This is a genomic window from Streptomyces galbus (assembly GCF_005280195.1).
GTDB classification, from domain to species: Bacteria; Actinomycetota; Actinomycetes; order Streptomycetales; family Streptomycetaceae; genus Streptomyces; species Streptomyces galbus.
In genome coordinates this window covers 20,417-37,826 of record NZ_SZPR01000013.1, presented here as the reverse complement: position 1 = coordinate 37,826, position 17,410 = coordinate 20,417, and the positions used below count along the sequence as shown (strand labels likewise).

17 protein-coding genes and 1 pseudogene are annotated in these 17,410 nt (G+C 74.6%); 10 read left to right on the top strand and 8 right to left on the bottom strand.

Annotated elements, in window-relative coordinates; genetic code table 11:
• Positions 1–35: 35 nt before the first annotated feature.
• The 5 genes from E4U92_RS16530 to amaP are packed head-to-tail and all read left to right on the top strand — an operon-like array spanning position 36 to position 2,441.
• Positions 36–521 (top strand): Asp23/Gls24 family envelope stress response protein, encoded by a 486-nt coding sequence (locus tag E4U92_RS16530; protein ID WP_174863902.1) that lies wholly within the window; start codon positions 36–38, stop codon positions 519–521.
• Between the two features lie 43 nt (positions 522–564).
• Positions 565–750: a hypothetical protein gene (locus E4U92_RS16525; RefSeq protein WP_137301185.1), complete on the top strand. Its 186-nt coding sequence runs from the start codon at positions 565–567 to the stop codon at positions 748–750.
• A gap of 4 nt (positions 751–754) precedes the next feature.
• Entirely contained in the window at positions 755–1,162 is a 408-nt protein-coding gene (locus tag E4U92_RS16520; RefSeq protein ID WP_137301184.1) for an Asp23/Gls24 family envelope stress response protein, read from the top strand.
• On the top strand, positions 1,159–1,857 hold the full coding sequence (locus tag E4U92_RS16515) for a DUF6286 domain-containing protein (RefSeq protein WP_137301183.1): 699 nt from the start codon (positions 1,159–1,161) through the stop codon (positions 1,855–1,857). Before E4U92_RS16520 ends, E4U92_RS16515 begins: the two co-directional genes overlap by 4 nt.
• A 5-nt stretch (positions 1,858–1,862) precedes the next feature.
• Positions 1,863–2,441, top strand: a complete 579-nt coding sequence (gene amaP, locus E4U92_RS16510; RefSeq protein WP_137301182.1) for an alkaline shock response membrane anchor protein AmaP — start codon at positions 1,863–1,865, stop codon at positions 2,439–2,441.
• Positions 2,442–2,467: 26 nt separating this feature from the next.
• Here amaP and E4U92_RS16505 read toward each other — a convergent pair whose 3' ends face one another.
• The 6 genes from E4U92_RS16505 to E4U92_RS16480 all read right to left on the bottom strand — a co-directional run bounded on the left by E4U92_RS16505 (position 2,468) and on the right by E4U92_RS16480 (position 8,795).
• Entirely contained in the window at positions 2,468–3,223 is a 756-nt protein-coding gene (locus E4U92_RS16505; RefSeq protein WP_137301181.1) for an SDR family oxidoreductase, read from the bottom strand.
• 4 nt (positions 3,224–3,227) lie between these two features.
• Positions 3,228–5,015, bottom strand: coding sequence for a glycoside hydrolase family 15 protein (locus tag E4U92_RS16500; RefSeq protein WP_137301180.1), 1,788 nt, complete (start codon positions 5,013–5,015; stop codon positions 3,228–3,230).
• A 78-nt stretch (positions 5,016–5,093) separates the two neighbouring features.
• Entirely contained in the window at positions 5,094–5,885 is a 792-nt protein-coding gene (locus E4U92_RS16495) for an SURF1 family cytochrome oxidase biogenesis protein (RefSeq protein WP_137301179.1), read from the bottom strand.
• Between the two features lie 47 nt (positions 5,886–5,932).
• A complete protein-coding gene (locus E4U92_RS16490) occupies positions 5,933–6,166 on the bottom strand; it encodes a hypothetical protein (protein WP_079083979.1) in 234 nt (77 codons plus the stop codon).
• Between the two features lie 86 nt (positions 6,167–6,252).
• Complete coding sequence (locus E4U92_RS16485) at positions 6,253–7,263, bottom strand: DEDDh family exonuclease (RefSeq protein ID WP_137301178.1); 1,011 nt, start codon at positions 7,261–7,263, stop codon at positions 6,253–6,255.
• A 122-nt stretch (positions 7,264–7,385) separates the two neighbouring features.
• A complete protein-coding gene (locus E4U92_RS16480) occupies positions 7,386–8,795 on the bottom strand; it encodes an NAD(P)/FAD-dependent oxidoreductase (RefSeq protein ID WP_137301177.1) in 1,410 nt (469 codons plus the stop codon).
• A gap of 160 nt (positions 8,796–8,955) precedes the next feature.
• Between E4U92_RS16480 and E4U92_RS36350 the strand changes: the two are divergent.
• Positions 8,956–9,653: pseudogene (locus E4U92_RS36350) on the top strand (VIT1/CCC1 transporter family protein).
• 214 nt (positions 9,654–9,867) lie between these two features.
• Positions 9,868–10,911, top strand: coding sequence for a zinc-dependent alcohol dehydrogenase family protein (locus tag E4U92_RS36345; RefSeq protein ID WP_168725138.1), 1,044 nt, complete (start codon positions 9,868–9,870; stop codon positions 10,909–10,911).
• A 66-nt stretch (positions 10,912–10,977) separates the two neighbouring features.
• Here the strand turns inward: E4U92_RS36345 and E4U92_RS16470 are convergent, their stop codons facing one another.
• Together E4U92_RS16470 and E4U92_RS16465 are read right to left on the bottom strand one after the other, a co-directional pair.
• Entirely contained in the window at positions 10,978–12,396 is a 1,419-nt protein-coding gene (locus E4U92_RS16470) for a CoA transferase (RefSeq protein ID WP_137301175.1), read from the bottom strand.
• A gap of 91 nt (positions 12,397–12,487) precedes the next feature.
• Positions 12,488–14,023 (bottom strand): S8 family peptidase, encoded by a 1,536-nt coding sequence (locus tag E4U92_RS16465; protein WP_137301174.1) that lies wholly within the window; start codon positions 14,021–14,023, stop codon positions 12,488–12,490.
• A 259-nt stretch (positions 14,024–14,282) separates the two neighbouring features.
• Between E4U92_RS16465 and E4U92_RS16460 the strand changes: the two genes are divergently transcribed.
• From E4U92_RS16460 to moaA, 3 genes are all read left to right on the top strand, one after another.
• Positions 14,283–14,639, top strand: coding sequence for a DUF485 domain-containing protein (locus E4U92_RS16460; protein ID WP_137301173.1), 357 nt, complete (start codon positions 14,283–14,285; stop codon positions 14,637–14,639).
• Entirely contained in the window at positions 14,636–16,264 is a 1,629-nt protein-coding gene (locus E4U92_RS16455; RefSeq protein WP_137301172.1) for a solute symporter family protein, read from the top strand. The genes E4U92_RS16460 and E4U92_RS16455 overlap by 4 nt, the downstream gene beginning before the upstream one ends.
• 154 nt (positions 16,265–16,418) lie before the next feature.
• Positions 16,419–17,408 (top strand): GTP 3',8-cyclase MoaA, encoded by a 990-nt coding sequence (moaA, locus tag E4U92_RS16450; protein WP_137301171.1) that lies wholly within the window; start codon positions 16,419–16,421, stop codon positions 17,406–17,408.
• The last annotated feature ends 2 nt before the right edge of the window (positions 17,409–17,410 follow it).

Sequence of the window (17,410 nt, the reverse complement as noted above, 5' to 3'; positions counted from 1 at the left end):
GGGTGGAGGACGACCACCGAAAGGGACGTACGGCGATGACCGAGATGACGGAGCGGAACCGGACGCAGACCCCCGACGACGGCGTGGACACGCCGGCACAGGTTCGCAAGACCCCGAGGCGCGGCGGAGGTGACCCCGCCGGGCGGGGCCGGACGACCATCGCGGACGGGGTGGTGGAGAAGATCGCCGGCCTCGCGGCACGCGACGTCGTCGGCGTGCACGCCATGGGCAGCGGCATCAGCCGCACCTTCGGCGCCGTGCGCGACCGGGTGCCCGGCGGCTCGAAGTCCGTGACCCGCGGGGTGAAGGCCGAGGTCGGCGAGGTGCAGACCGCGCTCGACCTGGAGATCGTGGTGGACTACGGCGTCGCGATCGCGGACGTCGCCCGCGACGTGCGGGAGAACGTCGTCGCGGCCGTCGAGCGCATGACCGGCCTCGAGGTCGTCGAGGTCAACATCGCCGTGAGCGACGTCAAGCTGCCCGAGGAAGAGGACGACGAGCCGGAGCCCCGGATCCAGTGACCCGCCGACGGCCGGACAGCCGTACGGCTGAGGGGAGAGCACGTTGAGCATGGCCGTGGTCGGCATGATCGCCGGCATGGCGCTGGGCTTCGCCGGGTACTTCGGCGGCTTCGGGGCCTTCCTGCTGGTGGCGGCGCTCGGCGCCGTCGGGTTCGTCGTCGGCCGGTTCCTGGAAGGGGACCTGGAGTTCGGCGACTTCTTCCGCACCCGCGAGGACCGACGGCGGTGACGCGGTGAGCGAAGGGACCGTCGCGCCCGGCCGGCGCGGGAGCGTCGTCCCGGCGGCCGAGCGCGGCGCGACCCGGATCGCCGACCGGGTCGTCGCCAAGATCGCCTCCCAGGCGGCACGCGAGGCGGTCGGTGCGCTGCCGCCGGACGCCGCGCCCCCGCACGCCACCGTCGTGGTGCGCCCCCACGCGCACCCCGGCGCCGGCGGCACCGCCCCCAGCCGTGCCGCCCACGTGAGCGTGCACCTGGAACTCGACTACCCGTGCGACATCGGCGCCCGCTGTCACGCGGTGCGCCGGCACGTGGCCGAACGGGTCCGCGCGGGCGTGTCGATGGAGGTCCCGGAGGTCGCCGTGCAGGTGGAGCGCCTGCACCTGACGGCGACGGACGGCTCCGCGGGGAGGACGCGATGAGCACACCCCGCGAACCCCGCGAGCCCCGCGCGTCCGGGGACGGCGACACCACGCGGCGCCTGCCGGTCCTGGAGAAGGAGCGCCGGCCCGCCCCCGGGACCGGCGGTGAGGACCCGGCAGCACCTGTGGCCTCGACCGAGGCGCTCCCGGCCCGGGCCCACCGCTTCTGGTCGGCACGCCGCGTCCCGGCGGGCATCGTGGCCGTCGCCCTCTTCGTCGTCGCGGGGGCCTTCCTCTACGACATCGCCGCCGTGCGCGCCCACCGGGACGCCCTGTCCTGGCGGCGCACCCTGGCCCGGCAGCTCGCCGAACGCCCCCTGGACGACACCTGGGTGCTGGTCGGCGCGGGCGTCGCCGCGGCCCTCGGCCTGTGGCTGCTGCTCCTCGCCCTCACCCCGGGACTGCGCTCCCTGCTGCCCATGCGCCCCGTCCACCCGGACCTGCGCGCCGGCCTGGACCGGGACACCGCCGCGCAGGTGCTGCGCGACCGGGCCATGGAGGTGGCCGGCGTGCAGTCGGCGCGGGTCCGGGTCCACCGCCGCAGGGCCGACGTGCGCGCGCTCGCGCACTTCCGTGAACTGGACGACGTGCACGAGGACCTGGACACCGTGCTCACCGAGGCGGTCGCCGGACTGGGCCTGTCCCGTCCGCCGTCGCTGTCGGTGCGCGTGCGGCGGCCCGGGAAGAAGGGGTGAGGACGGTGCAGAGGACGGTCAACCGCGTCCTGCTGGCCCTGGTCGGGCTGGTCCTGCTGGCCGTGGGCGGCGCGGTGCTCGCCGTCGGCCTGGGTGTGAAGCCGCCCTCCTGGTGGCTCCACCAGGGCCGGCACGACGTCCTGCTGTCCACCGCCGAGCGCACCCGCTGGCGCGGCGAGGGCTGGTGGTGGCCGGTCGTGATCGCCGCCCTGGCGGTCCTGGTGCTGCTCGCGCTGTGGTGGCTGGCGGCGGTCCTGAGCCGTCGCAGGCTGCGCGAGGTCCTGGTCGACACGGGCGACGGCGCGGGTGCGACGCTGCGCGGACGCGCCCTGGAGCACGCGCTCGCCGCCGACGCCGGCGGACTGGAGGGCGTGGCCCACGCCCGCGCCCACCTGAAGGGCCGCCGGACGGCACCCCAGGCGCGCCTCAGACTGCGCATGGAGCCGCACGTCGACCCCGGTACCGCGCTGCGGGAGCTCGCGGACGGGCCCCTCGCCCACGCGCGCGAGGCGGCGGCGCTGCCCGCGCTCCCGGCGGAGGTCCGCCTGCGCACGGTCAGCCACAAGGCGGAACGGGTCACCTGACGGCGCCCCGTCCCGCCCCGCGGTTGTCAGAACCCGTGCCGCATCCCGCCGTCCACCGGCACCATGATGCCCGTCAGGTAGGAGGCGGCCGGCGACAGCAGGAACGCCGCCGTCCGCCCGAACTCCTCCGGCGTGCCGTACCGGCGCAGCGGGATGCGCGACTCGTTGGCGGCCCGGGTGGCCGCGGGGTCGGCGGACAGGCCGTCCAGCTCCCGCACCCGGTCGGTGTCGATCCGCGCGGGCAGCAGCCCCACCACCCGGATGCCCCGGGGGCCCAGCTCGTCCGCGAGCGACTTCGCGAACCCGGCGAGCCCGGGGCGCAGCCCGTTGGAGATCGTCAGCCCGGGGATCGGCTCGTGCACGGACCCCGACAGCACGAACCCGATGACACCCCCGGCGTCCAGCTCGGCGGCCGCCGCGCGGGCGAGCCGCACCGCGCCGAGGAACACCGACTCGAACGACGCCTGCCACTGCTCGTCGGTGGCGTCGGCGACGAACCCGGGCGGCGGTCCGCCCACGCTGACGAGCACCCCGTGGAACGCCCCGAAGGCGTCCCGTGCGGCCGCGACCAGCCGCTGCGGCGCCCCCGGGTCGGCGTTGTCCACGGCGACGCCGACGGCGTTCGGCCCCAGTGCGGCCGCCGCCTCGGCCGTGCGCTGCTCGTCCCGCCCGGTCACGACGACCTTCGCGCCGTCGGCGACCAGCTCACGCGCCACGGCGTTGCCGAGGCCGCGGGTCGCTCCGGTGACGACGTACACCCGGTCCTTCAGTCCAAGATCCATGGACCTATCCTGCCTCCTCGCCCCCGAACAGCGTAAGGGCGGTGTTCACCAGTCCGATGTGGCTGAACGCCTGCGGGAAGTTGCCGAGGTGGCGGCCGGCGACGGGGTCGTACTCCTCGGACAGCAGGCCCACGTCGTTGGCCAGCCCCGCCAGCCGCTCGAACAACTCCCGGGCCTCCTTCGTCCGGCCCGTCAGGTGCAGGGCGTCCGCCAGCCAGAACGAGCACACCAGGAACGTGCCCTCGTCGCCCGGCAGACCGTCGACCGCGGGGCCGTCGGTGGTGTAGCGGCGCACCAGTCCGCCGTGCCCCAGCTCGTCGCGGATCGCGTCCACGGTGCCGACGACGCGCGGGTCGTCGGGCGGCAGGAAGCCGAGGCGGGGGATGAGCAGCAGGGCGGCGTCCAGGTCGCGGGAGCCGTAGGACTGCGTGAAGGTGTTCCGCTCGGGGTCGTAGCCCTTGTCGCACACCTCCCGGTGCACCTCGTCGCGCAGCGCCCGCCAGCGGTCGGGGTCGCCGCGCAGTTCGGGGTGCTCCTCCAGGGCGCGCACCGCCCGGTCGGCGGCCACCCACACCATCACCTTGGAGTGCACGAACGGCCGGCGGCCGCCGCGCACCTCCCACAGGCCCTCGTCCGGCTGCCGCCAGTTCTCGTCCAGCCAGCGCATCAGCACGCACTGCAGCGACCACACGTGCGGCCGGGGCGACAGGCCCGCCTTGCGGCCCAGCGAGAGCGAGTCCATGACCTCGCCGTACACGTCGAGCTGGAGCTGGTCCACGGCCGCGTTGCCGACGCGGACCGGGGCCGAGCCCGCGAAGCCGGACAGCCAGGGCAGCTCCGTCTCGGGCAGCCGGCGCTCACCCGCGAGGCCGTACATGATCTGCAGGTCGGCCGGGTCGCCGGCGACCGCGCGCAGCAGCCAGTTCCGCCAGGCCTCGGCCTCCTCGTGGTACCCGGCGGCCAGCAGGGCGCCCAGGGTGAGGGTGGAGTCGCGCAGCCAGCAGAAGCGGTAGTCCCAGTTGCGCACCCCGCCCAGCTGCTCGGGCAGCGAGGTGGTGGCCGCGGCGACGATCCCGCCCGTGGGGCGGTACGTCAGCGCCTTCAGGGTGATCAGGGAGCGGACGACCGCGTCCCGGTACGGGCCGTCGTACGTGCACCGGGCCGCCCAGGCCCGCCAGTCCTCCACGCTGGTGCGCAGCACCTCGAACGGGTCGACCAGCGGCGGGCGCGGGTGGTGCGAGGGGTGCCAGGTCAGGACGAACGCCACCCGCTCGCCCTCGGCCACCGTGAACTCCGAGTGGGTGCCGAAGTCCTCGCCCCAGGTGCGCACGTGCGGCTCGGTGCGCAGCCACACCGCGTCGGGGCCGGCGATGGCGACGCGGTGCCCGTCGGCCCGGCGCATCCAGGGGACGACCGCGCCGTAGTCGAAGCGCAGCCGCAGGGTGCTGCGCACGGTGACCCGGCCGCGGACGCCCTCGACGATCCGGACGAGGTCGGGCGCGACGTCGCGCTGGGGCATCAGGTCGGTGACCCGGACCGTGCCCTCGTCGGTGTCCCACTCGGTGTCCAGGACGAGGGTGTCGGGGCGGTAGGCGCGGCGGGTGCAGCGGCCGCGGGCGCCCTTGGGGGCGATGCGCCAGTGGCCGTTGTCCTCGTCGCCGAGGAGCCGGGCGAAACAGGCGCCGGAGTCGAAGCGCGGCAGGCAGAGCCAGTCCACGGAGCCGTCCAGGCCGACCAGGGCGGCGGTCTGCTCGTCACCGATCAGGGCGTAGTCCTCGATGCGGGGTTGCACGCAGGACCGGGTTCCCGGCGGGCCGAGGGGGCAATCAGGGGGTGCGCCCGGGGGAGTGACGGGGGCGCGGGGCCCGGCTCACACCGGTGCCGGCTCGCTCTCCTCCTGGGAGGTGCGCGCCGCCTCGCCCCGGTCGCGCGCCTCGCGGCGGGCCAGGATCACCCAGCCGACGGGGACGCACGCGGCGAAGAGCCACCACTGTATGGCGTAGGCGTAGTTCAGGGCGGCGTTCTCCATGCCGGGCTTGCCGACCAGCTCCGGGGTGCCTCCGCGGGGCTCCGGGGCCGTCTGGGCGAGGTAGCCGCCGAGCACCCGGGCGCCGAGGCGGCGGGCCTCCTGCTCGCTGTTGATCAGCATGACCTGCCGGGCCGGCAGCCCCTTGAGGTCCTTGATGCCGCTGGCCGCGGTCGTCTCGTCGGGCATCAGCCGCCCCGTGACGGTCACCTGGCCGCCGGGGGGCGCCGGGACCTTCGGGAACGCGGTCTGGCTGGGCGCGTCGGCGGGGATCCAGCCCCGGTTGACCAGGACGACGCTGCCGTCCGTCAGGACGAACGGGGTCAGGACGTGGAAGCCGACCTGCTCGTCGCTGTTGACCCGGCGCCGTACGACTTCCTCACGCGCGGTGTCGAAGTGGCCGGTGGCGGTCACCGTGCGGTACCGCTGGTCGGTGGTGACGGTGTGCCCGGGCGAGGTCAGCCGCTCCACCGGGACCGGATCGGCGTCGAGCGCGTCGGACACGAGCTGGTTGCGCGCGGACCGCTCGTCGTAGCGGTGCATCTGCCACACGCCCAGCCTGATCATCGTGGGGATGAGCAGCAGGGCGACCAGCGTGAGGATCACCCACTGCCGGGACAACAGGAAGCGGTACACCCCACGACCGTACAACTCGGACCGTGGGGTGGTGCGCGCAGGGGGCCTCAGACGCGGTCGACGATCCCCGCCCTCCCCTCCGCCCGGGCGCAGTGGGCGCCGCAGTACCAGTGGCCGTCGACCTCGACGCCCTGCCCGATGATCTGGACCCGGCAGTGCTCGCAGATCGGGGCCATGCGGTGGATCGCGCAGGAGAAGCAGTCGAAGACGTGGACCGCGCCCTGCGCGTGCACCTCGAAGGTCATGCCGTAGTCATTGCCGCATACTTCGCATCTCGCCATGCGCCACAGGGTGGGCCGTCCCCGCGGGCCGGGCGAGCGGACGCGGGGCGAGTCGCGCGGCAATCACCCGGAGGGACCCGGGGCGGTCACGCGTCGGCCGGTTCCACGTCGCCGAGGAGCTGGCCGAAGGCGGCCTCGTCCACGATCGGGGTGCCGTACTGCCGGGCCTTGACCACCTTGGAGGTGCCCGAGTCGGGGTCGTTGGTGACGAGCAGGCTGGTCAGCCGGGACAGGCTGGTCGCCACGTGGAGCCCGGCCTCGGTGGCCCGGTCCTCCAGCAGGTCGCGCTCGACCGACGTGTCACCCGAGAAGGCGACCCGCATGCCCTGTTTGAGCGGTTTGCCTACTTCGTAGCGGCCGGGGTTGGGATAGGGGCACGCGGGCCTCTTGCGGGACGGGCGCCACCCCCCGCCGCGCTGACCGCCGTAGCCGCCGTACCCCCCGCCGTGACTCCCGCCCGCCTGACGGCCGATGAGCGGCGCGGGGCGGTCCTGCCACTCCGTCAGCGGCCGGCACTCGTGCAGCGGCAGGCGCAGGCCGCCCGCCGCGGCGGCCCGCAGGCTCGGCCGGAACGCCTCCGCCAGCACGCGCGCGTCGTCCAGGGCGTGGTGGGCCCGCTGCTGGACGACGCCGAAGTGCGCGGCGAGCGTCTCCAGTTTGTGGTTGGGCAGCGGCAGCCGCAGCTCCTTGGAGAGCGCGATGGTGCACAGCCGGTGCTTCACCGGGGCCTCGGAGCGGGCGCGCGCGTACTCCCGGGCGATCATCTGCCAGTCGAAGACGGCGTTGTGCGCGACGAGCACCCGGCCCGCGAGCCGGGCCGCGAACTCCCCGGCGATGTCCTGGAAGAGGGGCGCGCCCTCCAGCGCCTCGCTCGTCAGGCCGTGGATCCACACCGGCCCCGGGTCCCGCTCCGGGTTGACCGTGGTGTACCAGTGGTCCTCGACCTCGCCGCGCGCGTCCAGCCGGTACACGGCCGCCGAGATGATCCGGTCGTCGCGGGCCAGGCCGGTGGTCTCCACGTCAACGACCGCGTACCCCTGGGGATACGCGGCCGGCCACTCGGTGGGGGAGGACACTGCGGTGCGGTCTTCGAGCATGGTCACTGAGGATACGGGCCGGGACCGACAGCCGGACCCCCGCCTCCGGCGCGCGGGGGCGCGCGAAGGCCCGCGCACGGGGGACGCCACGCCCCCTGGCCTGCGGCGGAGCTGAGCCCCCGTCAGGGCGTCCCGGGCGTCGCCGCCCGGCGCTCGGCCTCGGTCAGCGGCGGGCCCGTCAGGTGCGGCCGCCTCGGGCCGAGCAGCATCGGGAGCAGCAGGTCGGGCGAGAACAGCCGGGTCGCGGGCTTCTCCAGGCCCATCACGTCGAGCAGCGCGCCGAGGGCCCGGGGGCTGCGGGCGCCCGTCTCCACGGCCCGGTCGACGAACCGGGCGAGGAAACGTTCCATCGCGGTGGGCGGGGTGTCGCTCGCCCCGGGGTAGAAGGCGTCCTGACCCACCGCCAGGTCCCAGGCGGCGGCGACCGGCCGGGCCGCGGCGCGCTGGATCCGCCGGGCGGTGCCCGGCGCGGTGACGTCGGCGGCGCCCAGGACGGCGCGCACGGCGAGGGCGCACTGCGCGGCGACGGTGAGGCCGTGCCCGTAGACCGGGTTGTAGCCCGCGACGGCGTCGCCGAGGACGACGAACCCGTCCGGCCAGCGCGGGGCCTTCTCGTAGTAGCGGCGGCGGTTGCCGGTGGCCCGGGTGGTGGTGACGCCGCCGAGCGGTTCGGCGTCCTTGATCAGCTCGCCGATCACCGGGTCGCCGAGCGCGAGGGCGAAGTCGGCGAAGGCGCCGGGGTCGTCGCCGGGCCGGCCGCCGCGGGTGCCGGCCAGGGTGACGATCCAGCGGTCGTCCTCGACCGGCAGCACGATGCCGCCCCGGCCCGGCGCCTTCGCCGGGTTGGCCTGCACGTTGACGATCGGGAAGGCGAGGTGCCGGGTGGCCTCGGGGGCACGGTAGAGCCGGGTGGCGTAGACGACCCCGGCGTCGACCTCGCGCTCGGTCACCTCCGGCAGCCCGAGGGCGGACAGCCACCGGGGGGCGCGCGAGCCCCGCCCGGAGGCGTCGACGACCAGGTCCGCGCCCAGGACGCCCTCCTCGCCGCCCGCCCGCACGCGTACACCGGTGACCCGTCCCGCGTCGCCCTCCAGTGCCAGCGCGGTGGTCCCCTGACGGAGCGTCACGCGCGGGTCGGCCAGCACCCGGTCGCGCAGGACCTGGTCGAGCAGCTCGCGGGAGCAGACCAGGTTGCGGTGGTGGGTCGTCGTGAAGCGGCGGAACCAGACCTCGTTGGGGGCCCGGGAGACCATGTCGCCCATGATGTGCGCGAGTCGCGCCCCGCGCGCGAGGCTCGCGTCGACGACGCCCGGCAGCAGCTCCTCGAACGCCTTGACGCCGCCGCTCCACACCATGTGCGCGTGGCGGGACTGCGGGACGCCCCGCCGGGGCCCGGGACCCGTGGGCAGCAGGTCGCGTTCGACGACCGTGACGTCGGCGAACTCGGTGAGCGCGGCCGCGGCGAACAGGCCGGCCGCGCTCGCGCCCAGGACGACGGCGGTGGGCCGGCGGGTGGTGGCTCTGTCGGGCATGGGGTGATCACGCTTCCTCGGTGCGAGCGACCGGAAGCCTACGTCCGGTTCTGCCAACTCTCAACGGCTGAGCCGGCGTTGGCGCGCCCGGACCGGGCGTCAGGAGTCGGTGCGGGCGCCCCGGCACCGGGGGTGGCATCCTCCCCGTGTGAACGCACCCATGCACGACGAGGCCCACGGCGGCACCCTCGGCGCCCGCCTGAACTGGCTGCGCGCGGCCGTCCTCGGTGCCAACGACGGCATCGTCTCCACGGCGGGCCTGGTGGTCGGCGTGGCCGGCGCGACCGACGACCGCGCGGCGCTGCTGACGGCGGGGCTGGCCGGACTGCTCGCCGGCTCGATGTCGATGGCGGCGGGCGAGTACGTGTCCGTGTCCACCCAGCGGGACTCCGAGAAGGCCGCCCTCGCCCTGGAGAGGCGGGAGCTGCGCGACCAGCCCGAGGCGGAGCTGGAGGAGCTGGCCGACCTCCTCCAGGAGCGCGGGCTCAGCCGCGAGGTGGCCCGCGAGGCCGCGGAACAGCTCACCGCGCGCGACGCCCTGCGCGCCCACGCACGCGTGGAGCTCGGCATCGACCCCGACGACCTGACCAACCCCTGGCACGCGGCCTGGGCGAGCTTCCTCGCGTTCACCGTGGGCGCGCTGCTGCCGCTGCTCGCGATCGTGCTGCCGCCCGCCGGGTGGCGGCTCGGGGTCACGGTCGGGTCGGTCCTGGCCGCCCTCGTCCTCACCGGCTGGTCGAGCGCCCGGCTCGGCGCCGCGCCCCGGGCCGCGCGCTGGTGCGCAACGTCGTGGGCGGTGCGCTCGCGATGGGGGTCACCTACGCCGTCGGCACGCTGCTGGGCGCGGCCGGCGTCTGACACGGCCCGGTGGGCGGGCGTCCCGCCCGCCCGGCGCGGCCCTCCCCGCTGCCGCCCCGCTGCCGTCCGGTCCCGCGGTCCTGCCGGGCTCACCCTCGCCGCGCGGCCCGCGCCGGGCGCGGCGTACGGTGAAGTGCGCCCTCCCACCCCGAGGGCGCAGCCGTTCCCCGTCGGCCGACCCCGCACCGACCCCGCACGAGAAGGATCCCCGCCCATGCGCGCCACCACCATCCACGCCCCGTACGACATGCGCGTGGAGGACGTGCCCGAGCCCGTCGTGCAGCTTCCGACCGACGCCGTGGTCCGGGTGCTGCGCGCCTGCATCTGCGGCAGCGACCTGTGGGCGTACCGCGGCGAGGCGGCCCGGCAGCCGGGCCAGCGGATCGGGCACGAGTTCCTCGGCGTGGTCGAGGAGACCGGCTCCGAGGTGGGCACGGTCCGGCGCGGAGACCTGGTGGTCGCGCCCTTCATGTGGTCCGACGGCGTCTGCGACTACTGCCGCGAGGGCCTGACGACGTCCTGCGCACACGGCGGCTTCTGGGGCTCCGTCGGCTACGACGGCGGCCAGGGCGAGGCCGTGCGCGTGCCCTTCGCCGACGGCACCCTCGTGCAGCTCCCCAAGGACGCGGCCTCCGACGACCACCTGCTGTCCGCGCTGCTGACCCTCTCCGACGTCCTGGGCACCGGCCACCACGCCGCGCTCGGCGCGGGCGTCCGCCCCGGTGCCACGGTCGCCGTCGTCGGGGACGGCGCGGTGGGCCTGTGCGCGGTGCTGGCCGCCAAGCGGCTGGGCGCCGAGCGGATCATCGCGCTCGGCCGGCACGAGGTCCGCACCGGCATCGCGCGCCGTTTCGGCGCCACCGACGTCGTCGCCGAGCGCGGTGACGCGGCCGTCGAGGCCGTCCGCGAGCTGACCCGCGGCCAGGGCGCCCACGCCGTCGTCGAGGCCGTCGGCACCGAGCAGTCCATGCGCACGGCGATCGGCGTCGCCCGGGACGGCGGCGCGGTGGGGTTCGTCGGCGTGCCGCACGGCAGCAGCACCGGCGTGGACCTGAGCGTCCTGTTCGACCGCAACGTCGCCCTGCGCGGCGGGGTCGCCCCGGTCCGCGCCTACATCCCGGACCTGCTGCCCGACGTGCTGGACGGCACGATCGACCCGTCCCCGGTGTTCGACCTGACCGTCGGCATCGAGGGCGTGCCGGACGGCTACAAGGCGATGGACGAGCGCACCGCCCTCAAGGTGCTCGTCACCAACTGACCCGGCCGCCCGCGTGGGCGGCCCGCGACGACCGTCACCGGCCGCCCGCCCCGGTGCGCGACCGGCTCACCAGCGCGCCGCGTCCGCGCCCCAGGGGCCCGGCGGACGCGCCCAGTCGCGCGGTCCGTCCGCGAACGACACGGCCGGGCGGGCGTGCCTCAGCCGTCCCACCGGGCTGCCGGTCTCGGCGAGCCACGGCGCGGGGCCGTCGTACGGGACCGCTGCGGCCCCGGCACCCTCCCGTGCCGTGCCGTCCTGCGCCGTGCCGTCCTCGGGGCGGCGCGCGTCCTGCAGCCACGCCCCGGTCCGGGCCAGCGCCAGCCGGACGAGCCGCCCCCGGCCCGCCGCGTCGCCGTACGCCTGCTCGGTCAGCGCCCGCAGGACGGCGGCCGCCAGCAGGTACCCCGTGCCGTGGTCGAGGGCCTGGGCCGGCAGGGCGCCCGGGCGCTGCGGTGAGCCCTCGACGGCCGCGATGCCGGTGGCGACCTGCACCAGGCTGTCGAAGCCGCGCCGCCCGCCCCACGGCCCGTACGCGCCCCACGCCGACACCTGCGCCACCACCAGCCCCGGTCTGCGCTCGGCCAGCGCCTCGGGGGAGAGGCCGAAGCGGTCCAGCGCGCCGGGCCGGTAGCCCGTCACGACGACGTCGGCCGCCGCGAGCAGCTCCTCGAACCGGTCGCGGTCGGCCGCGAGGTCCAGCGTCGCCGACCGCTTCCCGAACCCGGTGTCGGCGTGCTGGTCGGGCAGTTCGGGCAGGTGCGGCGCGTCCAGGCGCAGCACGTCCGCGCCGAGCAGCGCGAGGGTCCGGGTGGCCACCGGGCCGGCCAGGACCCGGGTCAGGTCCAGCACGCGCAGTCCGGCGGCGGGCAGCAGGACGGTGCCGTCGAGGGACGGCAGCGCACGCGCGCGTGCGGTGTCCAGGCGGACGCGCTCGACGAGCGGCCGGCCGGCGAGGACCGCCGCCTGGCCGTGCGCGGCCCACTCCGCGGGCGTGCGCAGCGCCACGGCCAGCCCGCCGGCGGCGTACACGGTCTCCTCCGCCTCCCGGGCGGAACGCTCCCGCAGGGCGGACTCCACGGCCGCCGGATCGCCGGGGACGCCCAGGGCACTCAGCAACCGGGCGCGGTGGTGGGGGTAGTTGGCGTGGGTGCGCACCCAGCCGTCGGCGGTCCGCCAGAACCGCGACAGCGGGGCGAAGGTCTGCGGCGCGCGTCCGTCGACGAGCAGGTGCCGCTCACCGGTGAACGCCGTGGCCACGGCACCGTCGTCGACCGTCACCCGGGGCACGTCGGCGCGTCCGGCCCGGCGGGCCCCGAGCTCCGCCGCGGCGAGCGCGCACGCGCCGACACAGGCGCGCGCCAGCTCCCGCACGGGCAGCCGCGCGGGCAGGGCGCCCGGCCGCACGACCGTGGACACGCGCGCGAGGAGCGCCGGGTCACCGCCCAGCTCCCTCCAGACGGTCCCGATGTCAGGCACGACTGTCATGACTGCCACTATGCATGATTGATTGAATCAATATGGACGGCAGAAGGGGCCGGACGGTCTCCCGTCCGGCCCCGCCCCTCCGCTGGACCGATTACTTGACGGCCCGCAGCGCGTTGACGATGCCCCAGCCGTAGAAGCCGTTGACGCGCTTGTTGCCCACGCAGGTCGCGTCCTGCGTGCCGTTGCCGTCCTGGTCGTACGACGCGGGGCAGCCCGGGTTGACCGCCTGCGCCTTCAGCAGCGCCTGGAGCTGCGCCGGGGTCGCCCACGGGTGCTTGGACTTCAGCAGCGCCGCGACGCCCGCCGCGTGCGGCGAGGCCATCGAGGTGCCCTGGAGCCAGCCGTACCCGCCGCCCGGCATCGTGGACAGGATGCGGCCGTTGGCCGACGGGGTGTCCGTCGGGATCTGGTACAGCCGGTCACCGCCCGGCGCGGCCACGTCGATCACGCCGTAGCCGTACGACGAGTAGTACGACTTGTCGTTCTTGACGCCCGTCGCGCTCACCGTGACCACGCCCGGCAGCTGGGTCGGCACGTCGAAGCACTCGTGCGGGTCGATCGTGCGGGTCACCGGCGTCGCGTCGTCGGGGCTGCTGTCGTCCACGATCGCGTCGGAGTCCAGGTCGTCGGCGGAGTTGCCCGCGGACGCCAGGTTGAGCGTGCCCTTGCGCTGGGCGTAGAGCTGGGCCCGGTTGACCGCGTCGACGATGGCCCGCTGGTCCGGGTCGTCCATGCAGTTGTACAGCCACGGGTCCACGTAGTAGCTGTTGTTCGTGATCTCCACGCCGTGGTCGGCGGCGAACACGAACGCGCAGACCACGTTCTCCGGGTAGAACAGGCCGTTCGTCGGGTCGCTGACCTTGATGCCGGCGACCTTCACGCCGGGCGCGACACCGGCCACGCCGATGCCGTTGCGGGCCGCGGCTATCTCACCGGCGACGTGCGTGCCGTGGTAGTCCTCGGTCGGGTTGTAGGGCCGCCAGGCGCCCGGGGTGGTGTCCGCGACACCGCCGACGCAGTTGGCCGACTGGGACGCCGAGAAGTTCGGCGCGAGGTCCGGGTGGGTGTCGTCCACACCGGTGTCGATCACCGCGACGGTGACCTTGCTGCTGCCGGGGTTGATCTCGGCCGCCTTGTCGGCGCCTATCGCGCGCAGGTCCCACTGGTCGGCCTCGAGCGGCTCGCTCTGGCCCGCCGCGGCCGACGCGGCGGCGGCCTTCGCGGCCTCGGCCTTCGACAGGGGCTGCGCCGCGCCCTCGTCCGTGGTCCCCGCGGGGCTCAGCGGCGAGGTCCGCGTGGCACCCGCCGACTGCACCCCGCGCACCGCGCGTATCTGCGCGCCGAAGGAGGGGTTGGCGGAGTGCACGACGATCACGCCGATCTTGTCGTACGTGGCGACGACGGTGCCGTCGGCCGCGGCGATCGCCTTCTTCACCGACTCGATCGTGCGGTGGTCCACCTTGGTGTTGACGACGTACGCCAGCGTTCCGGCGTCCGCCGCCTGCGTGGCGGAGGTCGTGGCCGGGGCCGCCGAGGCCGCCGCCGGCAGGAAGCCGAGGGAGGCGGTCAGGGACAGCACGACCGGCACCGCGAGGGCGAGTCGGCGTCTGGAAGGCAGATGAGCCATGGGGTCTCCACATCATCCTGAAACGAAACCGGCCCGAGACGCAGGTGTGCTCGGGCAGGTACATGACGGGTGGTGCAGGCACCGAAGCTATCTCCCGCGGTCGCTGGCCAGCAATGACTTACGGCGATCTCGTGCACGCACTTGCGAAAGAACCCGGACGCGTTGAACCGGTCCATCCGCGGCGCCGTGACGTTGAACAGGGAGCCCGAGGACCGTCGAGCCCCCGGATTCCAGCCCAGCCGCAACACGAGGAGACTCCGTGGCCACCGAGACACCGCCCCCCTCGAGAACCCCAGCCCAACTCCCCTCCGCCGAGGAGTTCGTCGCGGTGCAGGAGAGCGCGGAGTTCGGTGAACTGCGCCGCACGCACCGCTCGTTCGCCTTTCCGCTGACGTTCGCCTTCATCGCCTGGTACCTGCTGTACGTCCTGCTGTCCAACTACGCCGGCGACTTCATGGGCACCAAGGTGGCCGGCAACGTCAACGTGGCCCTCGTGCTGGGCCTCGCACAGTTCCTCACGACCTTCCTCATCGCCTGGTGGTACGCGCGCCGCGCCGCCGCCCGGCTCGACCCGCAGGCCGAGGCCATCAAGTCCCGGATGGAGGGCGGCGCATGAGCCCCGCACAGCAGCACACCCTGCTCGCCGCCGGAGAGGCCAGTGAGCACCGGGGGCTGATCATCAGCCTGTTCGCCGTGTTCGTCCTCGCGACCCTCGTCATCACCGTGTGGGCCGGCCGCCAGACCAAGGACGCCGCCGACTTCTACGCCGGCGGACGGCAGTTCACCGGCTTCCAGAACGGACTCGCCGTCTCCGGCGACTACATGTCCGCCGCGTCCTTCCTCGGCATCGCCGGCGCCATCGCCCTCTTCGGCTACGACGGGTTCCTGTACTCCATCGGCTTCCTGGTCGCCTGGCTCGTCGCACTGCTCCTGGTCGCCGAGCCGCTGCGCAACTCCGGCCGGTACACCATGGGCGACGTCCTGGCGTACCGCATGCGCCAGCGCCCCGTGCGCACGGCGGCCGGCACCTCCACCATCGTCGTGTCGATCTTCTACCTGCTCGCGCAGATGGCCGGCGCGGGCGTGCTCGTCTCGCTGCTGCTCGGCATCACCAGCGACGGCGGCAAGATCGGCATCGTGGCGCTGGTCGGCGTGCTGATGATCGTGTACGTCACCATCGGCGGCATGAAGGGCACCACCTGGGTCCAGATGGTCAAGGCGGTGCTGCTCATCGCGGGCGCGCTGCTGCTGACCTTCCTGGTCCTGCTGAAGTTCGACTTCAACGTCTCGGACCTGCTCGGCTCGGCCGCCGACAACAGCGGCAAGGGCGCCGCCTTCCTGGAGCCCGGCCTGAAGTACGGCGCCACCGGCACCACCAAGCTGGACTTCATCTCCCTGGGCATCGCCCTGGTCCTGGGCACCGCGGGCCTGCCGCACATCCTGATCCGCTTCTACACGGTGCCCACCGCCAAGGCCGCCCGGAAGTCGGTCATCTGGGCCATCGGCCTGATCGGCGCCTTCTACCTGATGACCCTCGCGCTCGGCTTCGGCGCCGCCGCCCTGATCAAGCCGGACGAGATCATCGCGTCCAACAAGGCGGGCAACACGGCCGCCCCGCTGCTCGCCCTGCACCTCGGCGGCGTCGACTCCAACTGGGGCGCCGTCCTGCTGGCCACCATCTCCGCGGTCGCCTTCGCCACGATCCTCGCGGTCGTCGCGGGCCTCACGCTCGCCTCGTCCTCGTCGTTCGCCCACGACATCTACGCGAACGTCATCAAGAAGGGCCGGGCCACCGAGAAGCAGGAGATCGGCGCGGCCCGCTGGGCGACCGTCGGCATCGGCGCGGTCTCGATCCTGCTGGGCGCCCTGGCCCGCGACCTGAACGTGGCCGGCCTCGTCGCCCTCGCCTTCGCGGTCGCCGCCTCCGCCAACCTGCCGACGATCCTCTACAGCCTGTTCTGGAAGCGGTTCACCACCTCCGGGGCCCTGTGGTCGATCTACGGCGGCCTGGTCACCGCGGTCGGCCTGGTGCTGTTCTCCCCGGTCGTCTCCGGCAAGCCGACCTCGATGTTCCCGGACGTCGACTTCCACTGGTTCCCGCTGGAGAACCCCGGCATCATCTCCATCCCCGTCGGCTTCCTGCTGGGCATCGTCGGCACCCTGCTGTCCAAGGAGGAGCCCGACACCGGCAAGTACGCCGAACTGGAGGTCCGCTCCCTGACCGGGACCGGCGCCCACTGAGCGCACCCGGCGGAACTTCCGCGCGCGGCCGCGTCGTAGGTCCCTACGACGCGGCCGTGTCGTACCTGTGGGATCGGGAACTGTCGTTGTCGGTGCCGTCACGTAGGCTCGCAGGTGCCGGAAGACGACGTTCGCGACGAGGGAGGGGGCCCACGTGCTCATCGACACCTACGGCCGGGTGGCCACCGACCTGAGGGTCTCGCTGACCGACCGGTGCAACCTGCGCTGCACGTACTGCATGCCCGAGGAGGGCCTGCAGTGGCTGGCCAAGCCCGACCTCCTCACCGACGACGAGATCGTCCGCCTCATCGACGTCGCCGTGCGCACCCTCGGCATCGAGGAGGTCCGCTTCACCGGCGGCGAACCCCTGCTGCGGCCCGGCCTGGTCGGCATCGTCGAGCGGGTGGCCGCCCTGACGCCCCGCCCCCGGATGTCCCTGACGACCAACGGCATCGGCCTGCGCCGCACGGCGACGGCCCTGAAGGCGGCCGGCCTGGACCGGGTCAACGTCTCGCTGGACACCCTGCGCCCCGACGTCTTCAAGACCCTCACCCGCCGCGACCGCCACCAGGACGTCCTCGCCGGCCTGGAGGCCGCCCGCGAGGCGGGCCTGACCCCGGTCAAGGTCAACGCGGTCCTGATGCCCGGACTGAACGACGACGAGGCCCCCGACCTGCTCGCCTGGGCGATCGACCACGACTACGAGCTGCGCTTCATCGAGCAGATGCCGCTGGACGCCCAGCACGGCTGGAAGCGCGACGGCATGGTCACCGCCGGCGACATCCTCGCCTCCCTGCGCACCCGCTTCACCCTCACCCCCGAGGGCGAGGAGAAGCGCGGCTCGGCGCCGGCGGAACGCTGGCTGGTGGACGGCGGCCCGCACGTCGTCGGGGTCATCGCCTCCGTCACCCGCCCGTTCTGCGCGGCCTGCGACCGCACCCGCCTCACGGCCGACGGCCAGGTCCGCACCTGCCTGTTCGCCCGCGAGGAGACGGACCTGCGCGCGGCGCTCCGCTCCGGCGCCCCCGACGAGGAGATAGCCCGCCTGTGGCGGCTGGCGATGTGGGGCAAGAAGGCGGGCGCCGGCCTCGACGACCCGTCGTTCGTCCAGCCCGACCGCCCGATGTCGGCGATCGGCGGCTGAGC

Bases quoted from the DNA above. Each gene is read 5' to 3' on its own strand.
- E4U92_RS16530 (WP_174863902.1), top strand. From the start codon at position 36: ATGACCGAGATGACGGAGCGGAACCGGACGCAGACCCCCGACGACGGC.
- E4U92_RS16515 (WP_137301183.1), top strand. From the start codon at position 1,159: ATGAGCACACCCCGCGAACCCCGCGAGCCCCGCGCGTCCGGGGACGGC.
- E4U92_RS16505 (WP_137301181.1), bottom strand. From the start codon at position 3,223: ATGGATCTTGGACTGAAGGACCGGGTGTACGTCGTCACCGGAGCGACC.
- E4U92_RS16490 (WP_079083979.1), bottom strand. From the start codon at position 6,166: ATGGCGAGATGCGAAGTATGCGGCAATGACTACGGCATGACCTTCGAG.
- E4U92_RS16485 (WP_137301178.1), bottom strand. From the start codon at position 7,263: ATGCTCGAAGACCGCACCGCAGTGTCCTCCCCCACCGAGTGGCCGGCC.
- E4U92_RS16480 (WP_137301177.1), bottom strand. From the start codon at position 8,795: ATGCCCGACAGAGCCACCACCCGCCGGCCCACCGCCGTCGTCCTGGGC.
- E4U92_RS36345 (WP_168725138.1), top strand. From the start codon at position 9,868: ATGCGCGCCACCACCATCCACGCCCCGTACGACATGCGCGTGGAGGAC.
- E4U92_RS16470 (WP_137301175.1), bottom strand. From the start codon at position 12,396: ATGACAGTCGTGCCTGACATCGGGACCGTCTGGAGGGAGCTGGGCGGT.
- E4U92_RS16465 (WP_137301174.1), bottom strand. From the start codon at position 14,023: ATGGCTCATCTGCCTTCCAGACGCCGACTCGCCCTCGCGGTGCCGGTC.
- E4U92_RS16455 (WP_137301172.1), top strand. From the start codon at position 14,636: ATGAGCCCCGCACAGCAGCACACCCTGCTCGCCGCCGGAGAGGCCAGT.